Annotated in this window: 20 protein-coding genes; 14 read left to right on the top strand and 6 right to left on the bottom strand. The window is 65.2% G+C overall.

Annotated features, from left to right (window positions below; translation table 11 throughout):
- Positions 1 to 182: 182 nt before the first annotated feature.
- Entirely contained in the window at positions 183 to 533 is a 351-nt protein-coding gene (locus tag A5634_RS01810) for a WhiB family transcriptional regulator (protein ID WP_065142409.1), read from the top strand.
- A 534-nt stretch (positions 534 to 1,067) separates the two neighbouring features.
- On the opposite strand, the gene A5634_RS01805 is transcribed toward A5634_RS01810, so the two are convergent.
- Together A5634_RS01805 and A5634_RS01800 are read right to left on the bottom strand one after the other, a co-directional pair.
- A complete protein-coding gene (locus A5634_RS01805) occupies positions 1,068 to 2,198 on the bottom strand; it encodes an ArsA family ATPase (RefSeq protein ID WP_155769302.1) in 1,131 nt (376 codons plus the stop codon).
- Between the two features lie 2 nt (positions 2,199 to 2,200).
- Positions 2,201 to 3,223 (bottom strand): ArsA family ATPase, encoded by a 1,023-nt coding sequence (locus A5634_RS01800; RefSeq protein WP_065142370.1) that lies wholly within the window; start codon positions 3,221 to 3,223, stop codon positions 2,201 to 2,203.
- A 40-nt stretch (positions 3,224 to 3,263) separates the two neighbouring features.
- Between A5634_RS01800 and A5634_RS27925 the strand changes: the two genes are divergently transcribed.
- The 11 genes from A5634_RS27925 (at position 3,264) to A5634_RS01750 (ending at position 11,755) form a co-directional block, all read left to right on the top strand.
- Positions 3,264 to 3,431, top strand: coding sequence for a DUF4177 domain-containing protein (locus A5634_RS27925; protein ID WP_155769301.1), 168 nt, complete (start codon positions 3,264 to 3,266; stop codon positions 3,429 to 3,431).
- Positions 3,431 to 3,898: a RidA family protein gene (locus A5634_RS01795; RefSeq protein WP_065142369.1), complete on the top strand. Its 468-nt coding sequence runs from the start codon at positions 3,431 to 3,433 to the stop codon at positions 3,896 to 3,898. The genes A5634_RS27925 and A5634_RS01795 overlap by 1 nt, the downstream gene beginning before the upstream one ends.
- A 5-nt stretch (positions 3,899 to 3,903) precedes the next feature.
- Positions 3,904 to 4,692 (top strand): MBL fold metallo-hydrolase, encoded by a 789-nt coding sequence (locus A5634_RS01790; RefSeq protein WP_065142368.1) that lies wholly within the window; start codon positions 3,904 to 3,906, stop codon positions 4,690 to 4,692.
- A gap of 21 nt (positions 4,693 to 4,713) precedes the next feature.
- On the top strand, positions 4,714 to 6,054 hold the full coding sequence (locus A5634_RS01785) for a DUF2254 domain-containing protein (protein ID WP_065142367.1): 1,341 nt from the start codon (positions 4,714 to 4,716) through the stop codon (positions 6,052 to 6,054).
- 62 nt (positions 6,055 to 6,116) lie between these two features.
- Positions 6,117 to 8,420, top strand: coding sequence for a hydrogen gas-evolving membrane-bound hydrogenase subunit E (gene mbhE / locus A5634_RS01780; protein ID WP_065142366.1), 2,304 nt, complete (start codon positions 6,117 to 6,119; stop codon positions 8,418 to 8,420).
- A complete protein-coding gene (locus tag A5634_RS01775; protein ID WP_155769300.1) occupies positions 8,417 to 8,899 on the top strand; it encodes an MnhB domain-containing protein in 483 nt (160 codons plus the stop codon). Before mbhE ends, A5634_RS01775 begins: the two co-directional genes overlap by 4 nt.
- Positions 8,896 to 9,282 (top strand): sodium:proton antiporter, encoded by a 387-nt coding sequence (locus tag A5634_RS01770; protein WP_065142364.1) that lies wholly within the window; start codon positions 8,896 to 8,898, stop codon positions 9,280 to 9,282. Before A5634_RS01775 ends, A5634_RS01770 begins: the two co-directional genes overlap by 4 nt.
- Before the next feature lie 7 nt (positions 9,283 to 9,289).
- On the top strand, positions 9,290 to 10,669 hold the full coding sequence (locus A5634_RS01765; RefSeq protein WP_065142363.1) for a complex I subunit 5 family protein: 1,380 nt from the start codon (positions 9,290 to 9,292) through the stop codon (positions 10,667 to 10,669).
- Complete coding sequence (locus A5634_RS01760; RefSeq protein WP_065142362.1) at positions 10,666 to 11,166, top strand: Na+/H+ antiporter subunit E; 501 nt, start codon at positions 10,666 to 10,668, stop codon at positions 11,164 to 11,166. The genes A5634_RS01765 and A5634_RS01760 overlap by 4 nt, the downstream gene beginning before the upstream one ends.
- Entirely contained in the window at positions 11,163 to 11,441 is a 279-nt protein-coding gene (locus tag A5634_RS01755) for a monovalent cation/H+ antiporter complex subunit F (RefSeq protein ID WP_216638701.1), read from the top strand. Before A5634_RS01760 ends, A5634_RS01755 begins: the two co-directional genes overlap by 4 nt.
- Complete coding sequence (locus tag A5634_RS01750; RefSeq protein ID WP_065142361.1) at positions 11,438 to 11,755, top strand: cation:proton antiporter; 318 nt, start codon at positions 11,438 to 11,440, stop codon at positions 11,753 to 11,755. Before A5634_RS01755 ends, A5634_RS01750 begins: the two co-directional genes overlap by 4 nt.
- 7 nt (positions 11,756 to 11,762) lie before the next feature.
- Here the strand turns inward: A5634_RS01750 and A5634_RS01745 are convergent, their stop codons facing one another.
- Both A5634_RS01745 and A5634_RS01740 read right to left on the bottom strand, forming a co-directional pair.
- On the bottom strand, positions 11,763 to 12,386 hold the full coding sequence (locus A5634_RS01745) for a DedA family protein (protein WP_065142360.1): 624 nt from the start codon (positions 12,384 to 12,386) through the stop codon (positions 11,763 to 11,765).
- 12 nt (positions 12,387 to 12,398) lie between these two features.
- Positions 12,399 to 13,625, bottom strand: a complete 1,227-nt coding sequence (locus A5634_RS01740) for a TerC family protein (RefSeq protein WP_065142359.1) — start codon at positions 13,623 to 13,625, stop codon at positions 12,399 to 12,401.
- A gap of 200 nt (positions 13,626 to 13,825) precedes the next feature.
- Here A5634_RS01740 and A5634_RS01735 point away from each other — a divergent pair, with 200 nt between their 5' ends.
- The gene (locus A5634_RS01735; RefSeq protein ID WP_065142358.1) at positions 13,826 to 14,341 is read left to right on the top strand and encodes a general stress protein; all 516 of its coding nucleotides are present in this window, start codon (positions 13,826 to 13,828) and stop codon (positions 14,339 to 14,341) included.
- 39 nt (positions 14,342 to 14,380) lie between these two features.
- Here A5634_RS01735 and fmdA read toward each other — a convergent pair whose 3' ends face one another.
- Together fmdA and A5634_RS27920 are read right to left on the bottom strand one after the other, a co-directional pair.
- Positions 14,381 to 15,634, bottom strand: coding sequence for a formamidase (gene fmdA / locus A5634_RS01730; RefSeq protein ID WP_065142357.1), 1,254 nt, complete (start codon positions 15,632 to 15,634; stop codon positions 14,381 to 14,383).
- A gap of 11 nt (positions 15,635 to 15,645) precedes the next feature.
- On the bottom strand, positions 15,646 to 15,867 hold the full coding sequence (locus tag A5634_RS27920) for a zinc ribbon domain-containing protein (protein ID WP_155769299.1): 222 nt from the start codon (positions 15,865 to 15,867) through the stop codon (positions 15,646 to 15,648).
- A 243-nt stretch (positions 15,868 to 16,110) separates the two neighbouring features.
- On the opposite strand from A5634_RS27920, the gene A5634_RS01720 reads away from it, so the two are divergent.
- Positions 16,111 to 18,462, top strand: a complete 2,352-nt coding sequence (locus tag A5634_RS01720; RefSeq protein ID WP_065142356.1) for a glycoside hydrolase family 65 protein — start codon at positions 16,111 to 16,113, stop codon at positions 18,460 to 18,462.
- The last annotated feature ends 3 nt before the right edge of the window (positions 18,463 to 18,465 follow it).

Genomic DNA, 18,465 nt, shown 5'->3' with positions numbered 1-18,465 from the left:
CGTCCCAGAAAAAGCGTTATCGGACTGTTGCGCAATTGCCACCCGACCTTCTAACTTATATACGCAGTGAGATTCAGGTAACACCGATGTGCACAGTGTGCTCCATTTCGCATCGGCTGGTGCCCGAGGAGGGCGGTCTCGCCGATCAGGAAGGTCGGCGGCCGGAAGGAAGGGATCAGCTCGTGTCAGGAACGCGTCCGGGCGCTCGAAGGACCAACCTCACGTCCACAGGTAACTTGCTCCGCAGCGTCGATGCCGAAGAGCGCATCACCTGGGTTTCGCAAGCGCTCTGCCGGACCGCGGACCCCGACGAGCTGTTCGTACGTGGAGCGGCCCAGCGGAAAGCCGCTGTCATCTGCCGCCACTGCCCGGTCATGCAGGAATGCGCCGCTGACGCGCTGGACAACAAAGTCGAGTTCGGTGTTTGGGGCGGTATGACCGAGCGTCAGCGCCGCGCGCTGCTCAAGCAGCACCCAGAGGTGGTCTCCTGGCAGGACTACCTGGACAAGCGCAAGCGTCGCAATATCGTCTGATTCCAGTCTGTTTCCGGTCCCGCGAGGGCGCGCTTCTCATTACTTTTTCGTTACAGCTTAGCTGGCCGTAATTCTCGATTCTTGGTGTTTGTGCTGGTCAGCGGGCGTTTTTTGGCGGCTGGACGGGTGTCTGATTTGAGCCTGGTTCGAACCGCCATTAAATTGCGTCTAATAGCGGCTGCGTTGGGCGGTATCGTCGCTGGTCGCAGCATTACGGCACCCAGCGCGGTGACAGTGCGGCGAAGGGTTGGCCGGGCAGGACCGGCCGGCGTCCGACGCGTCTATCCGACTACGGATCGGACTGGCTACCAAGTTGCCGTGCCCGCGCCCGAAATGGCTGCACTCATCATTACTTTTCTGTTACAGGTTAGCCGGGCGAGCTATTTGGCGACGGATATTTTTGCAGGTCAGAGGGTTTTCTGAGACTGCAGATGCGGATGTTGTTTAGGGGCGGCGTTGAATGCGCGTCAATAAATCGCAGACACGACGCCAATCACCGCAGGTCACGGCGGTTTTGACAGGCGCGCGCCGGGATCAGGCCGACGTGATCTGGTCGGCCAGGGCGCGGAGCGCTTCGAGGTCCGACACGTCAAATGGCAGCGACGGCACCCCGATCACGGGCACATGCGGGTTGGCCCCGGTGAATCGCGACAGTAGCCGGATCTCCCGCTTCGCTGTCTGTGCCCGATCCGAGTGGATCTGCAGCACGGCGGCAGCCAAGGAAGCGGCCTCCGATCCCTCGGACTCGAGTTTCTCGGTGGCATCGATGGCGCTCTCCACTGGCAACGAGCACAGCGTCGGGTGGGTGCGGTTCAGGACCAGGCCGGCCAGTGGCATCCCTTCTTGCGACAGTCGGTCGACGAAGAAGGAAGCTTCTCGCAGCGCGTCGGGTTCGGCGGCCGAAACGACGACGAACTGAGTGCCGCGCCGCTTCAGCAAGGCATAGGTGCGGTCCGCCTTCTCGCGGAATCCGCCGAACGTCGCGTCCAGCGACTGCACGAATGCCGCCGCGTCGCCCAGCATCTGCGAACCCAGGATGGTCGACATCGCCTTCATGGCAAGGCCCATCGCGCCGGTGACCAACCGCCCGATACCGCGCCCGGGAGCGAGCAGCAGCCGCCACAACCGGCTGTCCATGAAGCTGCCCAGGCGTTTGGGAGCGTCCAGGAAGTCCAGCGCGTTGCGCGACGGCGGAGTGTCCACCACCACCAGGTCCCAGCGGTCCTGCGCCAGCAGCTGACCCAGCTTCTCCATCGCCATGTACTCTTGCGTGCCAGCCAGCGACGTGGCGACGGTCTGGTAGAACTGGTTGTCCAGAATCGATTGCGCCCGATCGGATCCCGAGTACTGCACCACCATTTCGTCGAAGGTGCGGCGCATGTCGAGCATCATCGCGTGCAGCTCACCAGGAACCTCCGGCGCCAACGGCACCCGTTGTGGCGTGTTGCCAAGATCGTTGACCCCCAACGCTTGTGCGAGCCGCTTTGCCGGGTCGATGGTCAAAACCACTACGGTGCGCCCATATTCGGCCGCCCGCAGCGCGATCGCCGCGGCAGTGGTGGTCTTGCCGACGCCGCCCGCGCCGCAGCACACCACCACGCGATTGGACGTATCGGCCAAAATGGCCGACATGTCAAGGGTTTTCGGTTTGTGCGGATGCGTCATAACTATCGAACCCCTTGCTGCGCAAGTACTTCGGAGAGTTCGTACAGGCTGCCCAAATCGACGCCGTCGGAGATCGTCGGCAACTGCAGCCGGGGGACCTGTAAGGAGTCCAGTTGTTGCGCGGTTTCCGAGCGCGCCGAGATCCGGGTGGCGTGCTCGATCGTTTCGGTCAACAGGCCCGCAAAATCCTCGTCCGCCAACTCGATCCCGGCCAGCGCCAAACCGGAGCGCACCGAGTCCGCATCCACCACGCCCTCGGCTGCCTTGGCCAGATCGTCGGAATTGAGATAGGCCGGGATATTGCGGTTGACGATCACGCTGCCGATCGGCAGTTCCATCTCGGCGAGTTCCTCGATCGCTTCCAGGGTCTCCTGTACCGGGAGCGCTTCCAGCAGCGTCACCAGATGGATCGCGGTCTGGTCGGAGTGGAGCAGCTTGACCACACCCTCGGCCTGGGAATGCACCGGCCCGCCCTTGGCCAGGTCCGACACCGCCTTGGTGACGTCCAGGAAGCGCGCGATACGGCCCGTCGGAGGCGCGTCGACGACGATCGCGTCATAGAGCGGCAGTCGGTTCTTGTCGACCCGGATGACCGTCTCCTTGATCTTGCCGGTCAGCAGCACGTCGCGCAGGCCGGGCGCGATCGTCGTCGCGAACTCGATGGCGCCGATGCGGCGCATCGCGCGCCCGGCGATCCCGAGGTTGTAGAACATGTCCAGGTATTCCAGGAACGCGGCTTCGATGTCGATGGCCAGCGCGTTGACCTGACCACCACGTTCGGCGGTCGCGATCTTGAGTTCCTTGTAGGGCAGCGGCGGGACGTCGAAGAGTTGCGCAATCCCTTGGCGCCCTTCAACTTCGACCAGAAGAACTTTCCGTCCCCCCGCGGCGAGGGCCAACGCCAGCGCCGCCGCGATCGTCGACTTTCCGGTGCCGCCCTTGCCGGTCACGAAATGCAGGCGGGCCTTGGACAAGCGCGAGGGCCACCCGACCGATGCGCCGCCGCTCGATGTGTTTGCCACCATCGCATGCTAGCCGTTGCGGTTTGGCCGATAAGCTCGCGGCATGACCCAACCCACCGCATGGGAGTACGCGACGATTCCGCTGCTCACACACGCCACCAAGCAGATCCTCGACCAGTGGGGCGCCGATGGTTGGGAACTGGTGGCGGTACTGCCCGGACCGACCGGCGAACAGCACGTCGCCTACTTGAAACGCCCGAAGCAGGGTTGATGAGCGCCTCGGAAAGCGCGACAGCCCGACTGGCCGAACTCGGCCTCGAACTCCCGCAAGTGGTTGCCCCGCTGGCGGCCTACGTGCCCGCGGTGCGCACCGGCAATCTCGTCTACACCGCGGGTCAGCTGCCGTTCGTGGACGGCAAGTTGCACACCACCGGCAAGGTGGGCGCTGACGTCACACCCGAACAGGGCAAGGCGCTGGCGCGGACGTGCGCGCTCAACGCGCTGGCCGCGATCGACTCGCTGGTGGGTCTGGACTCGGTGACCCAGGTGGTCAAGGTGGTCGGATTCGTTGCCTCCGGGCCGGAATTCCATGGTCAACCCGGTGTCGTCAACGGGGCTTCGGACCTGCTCGCCGAGGTCTTCGGCGACCGAGGTGCCCACGCGCGCTCGGCCGTCGGCGTCGCCGAGCTGCCCCTGGGCGCTCCGGTGGAGGTCGAGTTGATCGTGGAGGTCGGGTAACGGCCGTGACCGAGGCAGCGCTGACGCATCCCGCCTACGGTCAGTTGCGGCCTGTCACCGACACGGCATCGGTGCTGTTGGCCGACAACCCCGGGTTGATGACGCTCGAGGGCACCAACACTTGGGTGCTGCGCGGCCCGCGCAGCGATGAGTTGGTGATCGTCGATCCCGGACCCGATGACGACGAGCACATTGCGCGGGTTGCCGCGCTGGGCCGCATCACGTTGGTGTTGATCAGTCACCGCCACCCCGACCACACCGACGGCATCGACAAGCTGGTCGAACTGACCGGCGCGACGGTGCGCTCGGCGGGCAGCGGTTTCCTGCGCGGCTTGGGCGGCCACTTGGTCGACGGCGAAGTGATCGACGCCGCCGGGTTGAAAATCAAAGTGATCGCTACGCCCGGCCACACCGCCGATTCGTTGTCGTTCCTGCTCGAGGACGCGGTGCTGACCGCCGACACAGTGTTGGGTCGCGGCACCACCGTGATGGACAAAGAAGACGGCAACCTGACCGACTACCTGGAAACACTGCAGCGGCTCCGCGGGCTGGGACGGCGCACCGTGTTGCCCGGGCACGGGCCGGACCTGCCGAACCTGGACGACGTCACCCAGGGTTACCTGGTGCACCGCCAGAAACGGTTGGAGCAGGTGCGTTCGGCACTGCGTGCTCTCGGTGAGGACGCAAGCGTCCGGCAGGTCGTCGAACACGTCTATACCGATGTCGACGAGAAGCTCTGGGATGCTGCCGAATGGTCGGTTCAGGTACAGCTGGACTATCTGCGCCGGGATTGAAGCGGGACGGAAGGTGCCGCCATGAAGCGACGTGTCGAACTTACGCCGGCGCTGCGGCTCGCCACCGGGCGCTACCAATTTCGGGAAAGCCTGTTCGAGTTACCCACACTGGTGGTGCTCGGCGGTGGCGCGCTGGCCGAGACGACGGCCTACATCGACCGGGCCCTCGGCGCCGAAACCCAGCTTCCGTTCACCGTCGAGATGAACACCAACGCCGCCACCTGGCTGCTCAGTACGGTCGCCGGCGCGATGATCACTACCGCCGGGGTGGTGTTCTCGTTGACCGTGGTGAGTCTGCAACTGGCCAGCAGTCAGTTCTCCCCGCGGGTGATGCGCTCGTTCATCCGTAACCGCCTCAGCCAAACGGTGATCGGCATGCTGGTGGCGACGTTCGTCTTCTGTGTGCTGGTGCTGCGCCATATCAATGGGGATGCCAACGCCAGCGCACCGCGGATATCGATGACGCTCGCGATCGTCCTGACCGTGACGACGGTGCTGTTGATCATCGCCTACCTGGACCGGTTGGCGCGCGGGCTGCAGGTGGGTGAGGTGGTTCGGACCATCGCCGCCGAAGCCGACGACGTCATCGAAGTCATCGGGCGCCAGACCAAGAACGAGAAGCACGCTCCGTCCGCGGTGACGTCGGTGCCTTCAGAGCGACTTATGGTGCACGCAATGTCCGACGGTTGGGTGACTCAGGCACCGAGCAAGTACATCCTCGGTGCCGTGCCGCCCTCGACGGTGGTGCGTTTAGAGACCCGGACGGGTGCCTACATCCACCGGGACGAAATCCTGATGACGGTATGGCCGGTGCCAGGTGATCCGCGACGGGTCGAGGACAAGCTGTTGTCGACCGTAGAGATCGCCGACGTGCGCACGATGCAGCAAGACATCGACTTCGGCATCAGACAATTGGTCGACGTGGCGCTGCGCGCGCTTAGTTCGGCGATCAACGACCCCACCACGGCGACCGAGGTGGTGCTGCGCCTCGGCAGCATCATGCGCACGCTACTCAGCGCGGATTTGCCGCACTCGGAAGTGGCGGGGTCTGACGGGCGGATCCTGCTGCGTCCCTGGGACCTGTCGCACGACGAGTACATCGCGCATGCATTCGAGCAGATCCGGCAGACCGGCATCGGCCAACCGCATGTCGTCACTGCCTTGCTGCGGGTATTGCGGATGCTGATCGACCACTCCCGCTCGATCGGACGCGAGGAGCATCTTCCGGCACTGCGCCACCAGATCGAACTCCTGATGGATGCGATGGCGACCGCGCCGGGGCTGCATCCCGCCGACCTTGCCCGGTTGCGGGCCATCGCGGACGAAACCGCCACCGACCCGGCCGAACACGACACCAACTGAGCGCACCCGAAGGCGAACACATACGTTGGTGTGCGGACACAGCGCGCCGAACAGGAGTCTTCGTGGCCGAATCCCCCAACGCCGGAGCACCCGGCGAGTCGGGCCGACCGCTGCCCGCGGACTGGCAGGGCTGGGCTTCGGCGGCGCTTGCGCTCCTCGGGTTCTGCGTGTGTCTGGTTGCCTGGCTTAACGGCGGGGGTTCGATCAGTCTGCCCTGGGTGCCGAGCCTCAACATGCACCTGAGTTTCCGTTACGACGGCCTGGCTGCCTTGTATTCGATGCTGGCCTGCGGCGTCGGCGCGCTGGTCTTCTGTTACGGAACCGGCTATCTGTCCCTGCATCTGTCGCATCAGCACCGGCCGGCGCGGGAGCGCTGGCGATTTTGGCCCTGGATGGTCCTGTTCGCGATGTCGATGGTGGGCGTCGCGACGGCACAGGACCTGGTGTTGCTGTTCGTGTTCTTCGACATAACCGCGATCTGCTCCTACTTTTTGATCGGTTTCGACAAGGACGAGCAGGACGCCCGCCGGGCGGCGTTGATGGCCCTGCTGGTCACCGTGGCCAGCGCGGTGGCCCTGCTGGTGGCCGCGGTACTGCTGTACGCGCGCTACCACACGTTCTCGCTTCCGGAGCTGATCGAGCGGATCGATTCCGGACCGACCACTACGGCCGCCGCGGCGCTGCTCGCCGTCGCAGCCCTGGCCAAGAGCGCGCAGGTCCCACTGCACTTCTGGCTGCCCAAGGCGATGGCGGCTCCAACGCCGGTATCGGCCTACCTGCACTCGGCGGCTATGGTCGCCGCCGGGGTGCTGGTGCTCGGTCGGGTGCACCCACTGCTGGCCCACAGCCAGGTCGTGCTGACCGGCGTCCTGGTGGTGGGACTGGCGTCCATCGTGGTCGGCGGCATCAGCGCGCTGGGCCAGGACGTGCTCAAACAGGTGCTCGCCTACTCCACGATCTCGCAGTACGGCTACGTGGTGATGCTCTACGGCATCGGCGGCCGCGCCGGCGCCGGCGCTGCCGCGTTCTATGTCCTTGCGCACGGCGTGGCCAAGAGCGCGTTGTTCATGACGGCCGGCGCGGCGACGATGGCCACCGACCAGGACCGATTGTCGCGCCTCGGTGGGCTGGGCCGGCGCAGACCGCTGCTGGCGGTGGCCGCGGCGCTGGCCGCGGCCAACCTCGCCGGGTTGCCGTTGACAGTTGGTTTCTTCAAAGACGAGCTCTTCTTCGAAGCGGCCGCGGGCGCCGGGCCGTTGCTCACCGGATGTGGTGTGCTGGCCGCCGCTCTGACGCTGGCCTACATCGGGCGCTTCTGGGTGCTGCTGTTTTTGGGACCGACGCGCGCCGAACCGCGCCGAATACCGCACGTACTGACCGCGCCGATCGTGATCCTGGCCGGGATCGGTGTCGTCGGTGGTGTGATGCCGCAACTGTTCAGTCGTCTCGCCGCGGATGCGGGCAGCGTGACCAGTGCGTCGCAGCTGACTCTGTCGCCCGGCTACCACTTCGACACGCGGGCCGGAAACCTGATGGCGCTGGGTGCGTGGACGCTGGCCGCGGTGCTGCTGGCGTTGCCGCGGCTGCGAAATGGCCTGGCCCGGTGGTGGTTACGGGTAGGCGGCCGGTTCGGGCCGCTGCGGGTCTACACCAGGAGCCTGCGGGCGTTGTCTCGGCTCTCTTCGGCGATCCACCATCGGGAGGTTCGTGACCTGCGTAGCAGTGTCGCCGCGGTGCTCGTCCCGGCCGGGGTTTTGACCGGGATCTCGTTTGCCGTCACACCGATCAGCGGTGCCTATACCTTCGGCGCGGTCGGCGACGTGGATTGGTTGATCCTGCCGCTGCTGGGACTGGTCATTATCGCGACATTGGCGGTTGCCCGGGCCTCGGCGCGGGTGGGCATGGTGTTGGCGTTGTCGGTGGTCGGCTTCGGCCTGGCCGCGGTATACGCGCTTTTCGGGGCACCCGATATCGCGTTGGTAGCGGTGGTAGTCGAGACGATGATCACCTTGGTCTTCATCGGCGCGCTGGCCCGGTTGCCCCGCCCCGGAGCGGCTGGAGAACTCGAAGTCCGCGCTGGTGACACCATGCCGGATGACACTGGGCGCCGGCGGCGCAACCTGGCCGCCGGCGGCTTGGCCGGACTTGCGGCCTTCGTCACCGTCTGGGGTTTCCTCTCGGCCCCCAGCACTGCCCCCAGCGTGGCTGGGGAGTACATCAATCGGACGCCCAGCGCCCATGGCGAGGACGTGGTGACGGTGATCATCACCGACTTCCGCGGACTGGACACCCTCGCCGAAATCACGGTGCTGCTGGTTGCCGTCGTCGGCGTGGCCGCGCTACTACGCAAGGGCAAGCTGTGGTGAGGCGGCGCGATCTTGTCCTGCGAGTCGTTTCGCGCCTGCTGTTGGGGCCGAGCCTGATGGTGGCGGCGGCGCTGATTGTGAAGGGATACCGCGACACCGGCGACGGCTTCGGCGCGGGTGTGGTCGTCGCGCTCGCGATCGCGCTGCGCTACATCGGTCTCGGTGCCCGCTCCGCCGAACGGACCTTGCCGATACTGCGGTATTCGCCGTGGGTGGCGGTCGGCGGCCTGCTGCTGTCACTGGCCGTCGGCTTCTTCCCATTGCTGTGGAACGAGCCGTTGTTCAGCCATCGGCCGGCGGCCGGTCAACCCGTGATCCACTTCGGCTCTCTGGAACTGTTCACCCCCCTGCTGTTCGACCTCGGAATCTTCTTCCTGGTCATTGGCGTGCTCACCATGCTGGTGCATCAACTCGCCGACCCGGACTACCAGATCGAAGATCCGGCCGACGATCGCACCGAAAGCGGGGAAGTGCCATGAATCTCGCGTTCGCCATCACCGCTGCCGTGTTGTTCGGCGCCGGTGCCTATCTGCTGCTGCAGCACGATTTGATCCGCATCGTGGTGGGTGTCGCACTCATCTCGCAGTGCGCAGTCGTGGCGCTCATCGGCGCCAGCATGTCGCGGGGACGGGCCCCGATCGGCCCGGGATCGGGCGGTCCGGTCAGCGACCCGGTGCCCCAGGCGCTAGTGCTGACCGCGCTGGTTATCGGCCTGGCCACACTGGCATTGCTGCTCGCATTGGTGCATCGCGTCGTCGAGATGTTCGGGACCTCGCGCCGCGGCGAACTGGCCGCTCAAGAAGCCGAGCACGAAGAAAGCCTGCGGCGCGACGAGCAGCTGGACCGGAACGAGATGACGTGATGGTCCGATGATGCTTTTGTCGCTGGCACTCTTGGTGCCGTGGGCGGCCGGCGCGGTGCTGGTCGCCCTCGACGGCCGACGCCGCTGGGTGTCCTGGCTGGGTGTGGCGGCGCTCGCGGCAACTTTGCTGGTGGTGGTCGTCCTCACCGCGCACGTGGTGGGCCATGGACCTCAGCAGGTGGTGACCGGCGGATGGCCGGCCGGGGTGGGCATCGTGCTACGCGCCGACGCCCTGGGTGTCGCCTTCGCGCTGGTGTCGATCGTCGTGCTGCTCGCGGCGGCAGCGAACGAAGCGGTCAACGGCGCGCAGACGCGTACCTTCCCGGGACTGGTGGTCCTGCTCGCCGCCGGATTGAACGGGCTGTTCCTCACCGGTGACGTGTTCAACTTCTACGTTTTCTTCGAGATCGCGATGACGGCCTCGTACGCGTTGACCACCTACGGTCAGCGTCCGCGACAGCTACGGGCTGCGCTGATCTTCGCGTCGGTCAACCTGCTCGGCTCGTTTGTCTTCCTGCTGTCGGTCGCAGGCACCTACCGGATTACCGGGGCATTGGCGATGGCGGACGTCGCCAAGCGGATCGACGCAGTCGGGGCCAATGCCGCGATGCTGGTCGCCGTCGGATTCTTCGTCGCGTTCAGCGTCAAACTCGGCCTGTTCCCGTTCCACTTCTGGCTGCCGACGGTGTACGCCGGGACCCGTCCCGCCGTCGCCGCCATCCTCAGCGGCGCGGTGGCCAACATCGGCAGCTACGGCCTGCTGCGCTTCGGTGCCGGGTTATTCGCGCAGGAGCTGCAGTTCGCTGCGACCGCGCTGGTCCTGCTCGGCGTCGCCTCGATCCTGTACGGCGGGGTGCTTGCGGTGTCGCGCGGTGACGACGGCGAGACCCTGGCGTACTCGGCCATTGGGCAGGTCGGTTATGTGCTCGTTGCGCTGAGCGTCGGCGGACCCATCGGGCTGTCCGCGGCGGTGGTGTACAGCGTTGTCAACGCGCTGAACAAGGGCTTGCTCTTCCTCGCGGCGGGCCTGCGCGGACCGCTGGTCGCGGCCGCCTTTGTGATCGGGGCGTTCAGCGTGGCCGGGGTTCCCCCCGCGGCGGGTTTCATCGGCAAGCTCGAGCTGTTCCGGGCCGCGATCGCGGTGCACAACCCGGCGCTGGTGGTGGTGCTGGTGGTAGGCAGCGTGTTGTCGCTGATCTATATGTTCCAGATCTATCAGCGCAAATTCTGGATCGTCGAGGATCGGGTCGACGTGGTCAGCCCGCGGGCGACCCGGGTATTCGTGACCGTGCTGGCGGCGCTTGTCCTGTCTGTCGGCCTGTGGGCAGAGCCCCTGCTGGTACTCAGCCAGGACGCGGCCAATGTGCTCATTGGGAGGTTTGGATGATCGCCATCTTGGCCCGAGTGGCGACGCTTACGGCCGTTTACCTGCTGGCGCTGACCAGTCTGAAGCCCGGTGACATCGTGACAGGTCTGGTTCTCTCGGCGCTGATCGTCGGGGCCGGCGCTGTCTCCAGCCGCGACGAAGCACGTCCGACGCGTCCGCCGGGGACGACGGCATGGCGCCGAGTCGCCGGGCTGCCGGCATTCGTCATCTTCACGCTGATCGATATGGCCCGCGGCAGTTGGCACGTGGCCGGGTGCTGCCTCGGCCTGCGGCCGATGGCGCCCGGCGTGGTGACCATACCGATCCAGCCGAACATCGCCAGCTCGGCGACGGCCTGGGCGATCCGGGTCGGCTTGGCCCCGGACAGCGTCGTCGTCGACGTCGACGACGACAAGGGCGAACTGCTGTTGCATGTCCTGGACGCGCGCGATCCCGATGCCGTCCGACGTGCCCAACTCGCCTCCTATCGGCGCGCTCAGCAGCGGGTGTTCCCGTGAGCGCCACGATGCACGTCCTTTTCGTCGTCGCCCTGGTTTGGAACACTCTGTTGTTGGTGGCCGGTGGGCTGGTGCTGCTGCGGGCCCGCGACGTCGTCCAACGTGTCGTTGCCCTGGATCTGCTGGCAGCGCTGGTGGTGTCGCTGTTGGCGTTGCTGTGCTACTACCACCACCAGCCCTACTACCTGGACGCGGCCGTAGCACTGGCGTTGCTGTCCTTCGTCGCCACCGTCGCGGCTGCCCGCTATCTGGGCTCGGGAGGGCCGTTCGAATGATTTCTCTAGTACTGGACATTCTGGGTGCGATCCTGCTGATCGCCGGCCTGCTGCTGCTCACCATCAGCGTCTACGGCGTGCTGCGCCTGCCCGACACCAACAGTCAGCTGCACGCGCAAGGGTTGGCCACCGGACCGGGGGTGATCGCCATCCTCGCATCATCGATCGCCACCGAGAACGCCACCATCATCACCTTCGCGGTGCTGGGTATCGCATTCATGGTGTTGAGCTCGCCGTCGTCGGGCCACGCCATTGCCAAGTCCGTGCGCCGTCGCTCAAACGCCGTTCCGCCCGAAGACGAGCCGCAGGAGTAGCTCGGCGTTACGGGTGGGCGGAAAAGTCCTGGCTTTGCCGCGCCCTGGAGCGTCTGCGCAACCACCTGACCAATTCGATCGTCCCCGCCAAGGCCAGCGCCACACCGAACGACACCACGAACGCCAGCAGTGGCCGGTCGTCGAACGCGTGGCCGCCGGCGAAGCCGATCATCGTGTTCAACGTCGCCCACAAGACCGAACCGATCGCGTCGTACACCAGAAACTGGCGGTACGGAAACTGCAGCACGCCGCAGGAGATCGTTGTCGCGGTGCGACCGCCCGGAACGAACCGCGCCACGATCACCAGCGGACCGCCGTGCCGGTCCAGTTCCCGATGTGCCCAGTCCAGGGCACGCTGACCTTTTTCGCCACGCGCGATCCAGCGCCGAGCCCAGTCTTCGGCCGAATGACCGATGCGGTAGGCGATGTTGTCGCCGACAAACCCGCCCAGGGCCGCCATCACGATCACCCAACCCAGCATCATCGAGCCGTCGGCGGCCAGGATGCCGCCGGTGAGCAGCACAGTCTCGCTGGGCAGGATCGGCAGGACCGCGTCGAACGCGCAGAAGGCGAAGATCAGCGGATACGCCCACCACGAGTGACCGAGTGCGTCGAACAACCAATCAAACAATGGGCACCACCGTCACGAGGTCAACCCCTTGCTGGCGTGCGGTGCGGCTTCGCCGCGCCCGACCGCCTCGTCGTGCTTGGCGGCGGCGCGTTCGAGTAAGTCGATCAGCGCCGGCTCACCGCGTACCTGCTCGCGGTACTTCGGTCCGAGCGCCAGGATCTGATCCCGTTCATCGAGTAACTTTTGGAAGATGCGTTCACGCTCGTCCGGATCGTGGGTGTATTCGGAGTCGAGATAGGCCGTCGCGTGCCGCCGGGCGTTGGCGATGGCGGTCGTGGCTTTGCCTTCATGGCTGAGCAGCGAAACGATGACGGTCACCACGAGAACACCGACGATCACCGACAGCGACAGCGACGTGCTGACCTCGATAACCGGCACCGGTTCGCCGTCGTTGATGAACGGGACGTTGTTCTCGTGCAGAGCGTGCAGAATCAGCTTCACGCCGATAAGAGCGAGGATCGCGGCCAGGCCGTACGAGAGATAGACCAGCCGGTCCAGCAGGCCGTCGATCAGGAAGTACAACTGCCGCAGGCCGAGCAGCGAGAACGCCGTCGCGGTGAAGACGATGAAGACGTTCTGCGTCAGACCGAAGATGGCCGGGATCGAGTCGACCGCGAAAAGGATGTCGGTGCCACCGATGGCCACCATGACCAGCAGCATCGGCGTCATCGCCCGCTTGCCGTCGACCGTGGTGAACAGCTTGTCGCCGTCGTAGTGGTCGGTTGTGGGGATCACCTTTCGGGCTATCCGGATGATGAGATTGTCGGCTTTGCGGGAATCGGCGTCGTGCGGCTTGATGATGCTGCCGGCGGTGAGCAGCAGGATCAGCCCGAACAGATAGAAGACCCACGCGAACGCGTTGATCAGTGCGGCGCCGAGAAAAATGAAGCCGGTACGAGCGATCAGGGCGAACACAATCCCGAACAGCAGCACCTTCTGCTGATCCTCGCGTGGCACCCGGAACGCGCTGATGAGCACCAGGAAGACGAACAGGTTGTCGACGGACAGCGCCTTTTCGGTGACGTACCCGGCGAAGTACTCCTCGCCCGCCTGGTTGCCGCCGAAGACCAGTACCCCGACACCGAACAGCACGGCGATGCCGACGTAAGCCGCCGACCACACCGCGGCTTCGCGCAGCGTCGGGATGTGCGCCTTGCGTACATGGAAGAAGAAGTCGAACGCCAGCAGGCCGATGATGGCGAGAATGGTCACGCCCCAGACCCAGTCAGGAACATTCATCCGTTTGGTTATCCGCTCTTTCTCTAATTTGTGTCTCGACCATTCCGTACCCGCTCTGCCGCCACCCTAGGCGGCATCCGAAAACCCGGTTCCTGCGCAGCACGGCTCGACCGAAACCCGACCGGGACGTTTTTGCCGCTGCAATCCGGTTAACCCGTCCCTATGACCAAACGAAGCCAAGCCGACGATAAGAGCTATTGATGGTCAACCCGACTGGTGCGCCCGACTACCAGGTGACGGGCGATTCGCCTGGTGGACGCCAAGTCATCGCAACGTTCGAGAACTACATCGATGCCCAGCGACTGGTGGACCGCATGTCCGACGGCGGCTTCCCGGTTCAGCACGTGCGCATTGTCGGTGACGGCGTACGCACCATCGAGCACGTGACCGGACGAATGACCAACGGCAGGGCGGCGCTGGCCGGCGCGGGAAGCGGCGCCTGGTTCGGTTTGCTGATCGGTCTGCTGTTCGCGATCTTCACGGTGGGACCGTGGTGGATCTGGACGTTGCTGATCGCGATGGCTATCGGCGCATTCTGGGGAGCGGTGTTCGGATTCGTAGCCCACTTCTCGACGCGGGGCCAGCGCGACTTCTCCAGCATTCAGACGCTCGAGGCGCAACGTTACGACGTCTGCGTGACGGGCAACCACGCCGCGGAGGCGGCCCGCTACGTCCAGGGCGTGCCCGCGGGCCCGGGCGGCGCCGGTCTTCGGTAGTCCTGCCTCGCGTCGGGAGCGCCGTGCGCCGATCGCGGGTCACGCCGCGGCGTGCGGAGCCCCGATTCCGGGGTCGATTTGCACGGGCCCGCGCGCTGACGGGGTGATGGGGAAATCGAAGATTGCCGTCGGAAGATAAACTGTCGCACAGGAATTCGGGATATCGACCACTCCGGAGAACCGTCCTTCAATCGGGGCGGCACCGAGCAGCAGGTAAGCCTGTTCCGGGCTGTATCCGAACTTCGTCAGATAGGCGATGGCGTGCAGACATGCACGTTGGTAAGCCAGTTGCGAATCGAGATACCGCTGTTCGCCGTCGAGGGTGACCGAGGTTCCGGAGAATGTCAGCCACTCGGAGTACTGCGGTTGAGTGTTGCCCGGCATGAAGATCGGGTGCTCGTTCACTCCATAGGTGTCCATCCCGCCGGGGAGGATATCGACCCGCAGGTCGAGGAACCCGCCCATTTCGATACCGCCGCAGAACGTGATCTCGCCGTCGCCTTGCGAGAAGTGCAAGTCGCCGACCGACAGGTTGGCGCCGGCGACGAAGACCGGGAAGAAGACTCGGCTGCCGCGGGTCAGGTTCTTGATGTCCATGTTGCCGCCGTTCTCCCGCGGCGGGGCGGTACGGGCCGCCTCGGCCGCGACCTGCTCGAATGCGTCACCGGCGAGGGTGCCGAGGACGGCGTCGGCGGGATCCGGCGGCAGCGCCAGCGGCGGCAGGCGGTCCGGATCTGTCGCGATCAACGCCCGCTCGCGGCTGTTCCACTTCGCCAGCAGGTCCGCAGATGGAGCGGTGGCCATCAGTCCGGGATGGGTGATGCCGGTGAACTCGACACCCGGAATGTGGCGCGATGTCGCCTTTTCTCCCGCGAAGTCCCAGACCGCCTTGTACGCATCCGGGAACTGCTCGACAAGGAAACTGCCCCCGTTGCTCTTGGCGAAGATTCCGGTGTAGCCCCAGCCCTGTCCCGCCAACGGCCCGGAGTCTTCCTGCGGAAGCGGGCCGAGGTCGAGGATGTCCACGATGAGCAGATCGCCAGGGCGGGCGCCCTCGACGGCGATGGGCCCGGACAAGGCGTGCACCTTGGTCATCGGCGCGTTAAGAATGTCCTCGGCGGAATCGTCGTTGTGGATGTCCCCGTCGAACCATTCGCGACAGTGCACTCGAAAGGAGTCACCCGGTTTGACGGTCACCGCCGCCGGGATGTCGGGGTGCCAGCGATTGTGCCCGACGATCTGCTGGTCAGGGAATCTCTTGGTCGAGTCGAGGGGGAAGATGAGCTCCGGCATCTCAGGTGGCCTCAATCCCGCGGCAGGGTACGGTGCAGCGGATGCGTGCTCACCCGTTGGCGTCCGACCGTCGGCGGCGGCGGCCCGACGACACCGGGCTGATCGGCGGTGGATCGCGTGGCATCTTGCAGGGCCATGGCCGCGCTGGAACGGCCCAGGTGCGGCGCGGCCATCAATCGATGGGCTGGACCAGAGCATCCCGGACAGTCGACGACGTCCGGACGGTCATTCATCGTGTACATCAGTTGTGTTGTGCCACAACCGGATTGACAGCGGAAACGATAGAAGACCATAACTCCCTCGGCATGGCTCGCTCGGACAACGACTGCGCGCCGTATACCCGGTTCCTTCCGGTGTAACCGGTTTGACCGCCGGTCGCCCGGGTATCTGCGGAACAAGCCGGACGGGTCCGCCGGCGTCGGGAGGCTCGCGGCGGCCTTGGCACGTCGCATAGGGGGTCGCATAGGGTTGTCGGGATGAGCCAGAATTACAGCGAACCCGGATTCCATGTCGCTCCGTGGGAATTGCGTTGGTGCGGACTGAATCTGGAGTCCTTGGCCGACATGGAATCGATATTTGCGCTGTCGAACGGGAACATCGGTGTGCGCGCAACCCTCGACGAGGGCGAGCCGGTCGGTACCCCGGGCACCTACCTCAACGGGTTCTACGAAGAGCGCGAATTGCCTTATCCCGAAGGCGGATACGGATATCCCGAAGACGGTCAGACCGTCGTCAATGTGACCGATGGGACCATCATCAGGCTGTTCGTTCAGGACTCGCCGATGGACATGCGCTACAGCAGAGCGGTCGAACACGAACGGGTACTGGATTTTCGCAGCGGAACTCTGCGTCGTGACACAGTCTGGACATCGCCGACCGGGCGCTCGGTGCGAATCCGCTCAGAGCGACTCGTGTCGTTCACGCAGCGCGCGGTGGCCGCAATCCGCTACGAGGTGGAACCACTGGACGCCGATCTGGATCTGGTTGTGCAATCCGACCTGTTGGCCAACGAACCGGTGCCAACCGGTGGTGCCGACCCGCGCCTCGCGGCCGCACTCGACCGGCCTCTAGCGGCTGATTTCGCTACAGCACAAGACCTTTCGGCCGTCCTGGTACATCACACCAAGCGTTCGGGACTGCGGGTAGCCACCGGGATGGATCATCACTTGGAGCTGAGCTCAGCTGCCGACGTCACCATCGGGGCGGAGGAAGATCTGGCGCGGCTGACCATCGCGGTCGATGTGGCCAAAGGTGAGGTGCTGCGGTTGACGAAGTACGTCGCCTACGGATGGTCAAGCCGTCGCTCCGTGCCGGCACTGCGAGCGCAGGTGGACGCCGCGCTCGCCCAGGCCAAACAGACCGGCTGGCAGAACCTGCTCGCACGACAACGTGACTACCTCGACAAGTTCTGGTCGCACGCCGATATCGAGATCGACGGCTGCCCGGAACTGCAGCAGGCGGTACGGTACGCGCTCTTTCAGGTGCTGCAGGCCGGTGCCCGCGGCGAGAGTCGACCGATTCCGGCCAAAGGGCTCACCGGGCCCGGTTATGACGGGCACTCCTTCTGGGATACCGAGATTTTCGTGCTGCCCATGCTTACTCACACCATGCCCGAGGCCGCCGCCGACGCGCTGCGCTGGCGGCATGCGACGTTGGACAAGGCAAAACACCGCGCTCGTGAATTGAGTCATGACGGGGCGATGTTCCCGTGGCGGACCATTAACGGTGCGGAATGCTCCGCGTACTGGCCGGCGGGCACGGCGGGAGTGCACGTGAACGCCGACATCGCTTATGCCACCGCACAGTACCTTGCCGCCACCGCCGATACCGAGTTCGAAACAGATTGCGGTGTAGAGCTTTTGGTGGAAACCGCCCGGCTGTGGGCCAGCCTCGGGCACCGCGACGCATCCGGGAAGTTCCGCATCGACGGCGTCACCGGGCCCGACGAGTACTCCGCGTTGGGGGATAACAACTTATTCACAAACCTGATGGCGCAGCAGAACTTTCGTGATGCCGCGGATGCCTGTGAGCGACGCCCCGACATCGCACAACGGCTAGAAGTTGGAGACGAGGAGACCGCCCGCTGGCGCGACAGCGCCGATCGGATGACGCTGCCCTACAACGCCGAGTTGGGTGTGCACGAGCAAGCCGAAAACTTCACCCGCCAAGGACGGTGGGACTTTGCGGCGACACCGAAGGAGGATTATCCGCTGCTGCTGCGGTACCCGTACTTCGAGCTGTACCGCAAGCAGGTAGTCAAACAGGCCGACGTCACGATGGCGATGTACCTGCGTGGTGATGCCTTCACCGCGCAGGAGAAGGAACGAAACTTCCGCTATTACGAGGCATTGACGGTCCGGGACTCGTCGCTGTCGGCGTGCGGCCAGGCGATACTGGCCGCCGAGGTCGGTCACTTGCAGCTGGCCCTGGACTACCTTGCCGAAACCGCGTTTATCGATCTGCACAACCTGCACGACAACGTGTCGAGTGGCTTGCATATCGCGGCCCTTGCCGGGTCCTGGCTGGTGTGTGTGGCCGGTTTCGGCGGAATGCGCAACCACGGTGACGCACTGTCGTTCGCGCCGCAGCTGCCTCCGGCGCTGAACCGACTGGCGTTTCGCATCTTGTGGCGCGGGAGGTGTTTGGCGGTCGAGGTGAGCGATCAGCAAGCCACTTATCGGTTGCACTCTGGCCAGTCCTTGACGCTCACCCACCACGGGCAGTCGTTCACGCTCGGCGACGACGCCGTGACTCTGCCGGTCCCGGAGCCGGCTTCACCGGCTGCAGTGGAATCCCCCCCAGGTCGCGAGCCGCTTCGGCACGGGTGAAGT

The sequence above is a fragment of the Mycobacterium asiaticum genome (assembly GCF_001673365.1).
GTDB lineage: Bacteria > Actinomycetota > Actinomycetes > Mycobacteriales > Mycobacteriaceae > Mycobacterium > Mycobacterium asiaticum_A.
The sequence above is the reverse complement of the archived record's forward strand: the minus strand, read 5'-3'. Positions and strand labels throughout refer to the sequence as shown.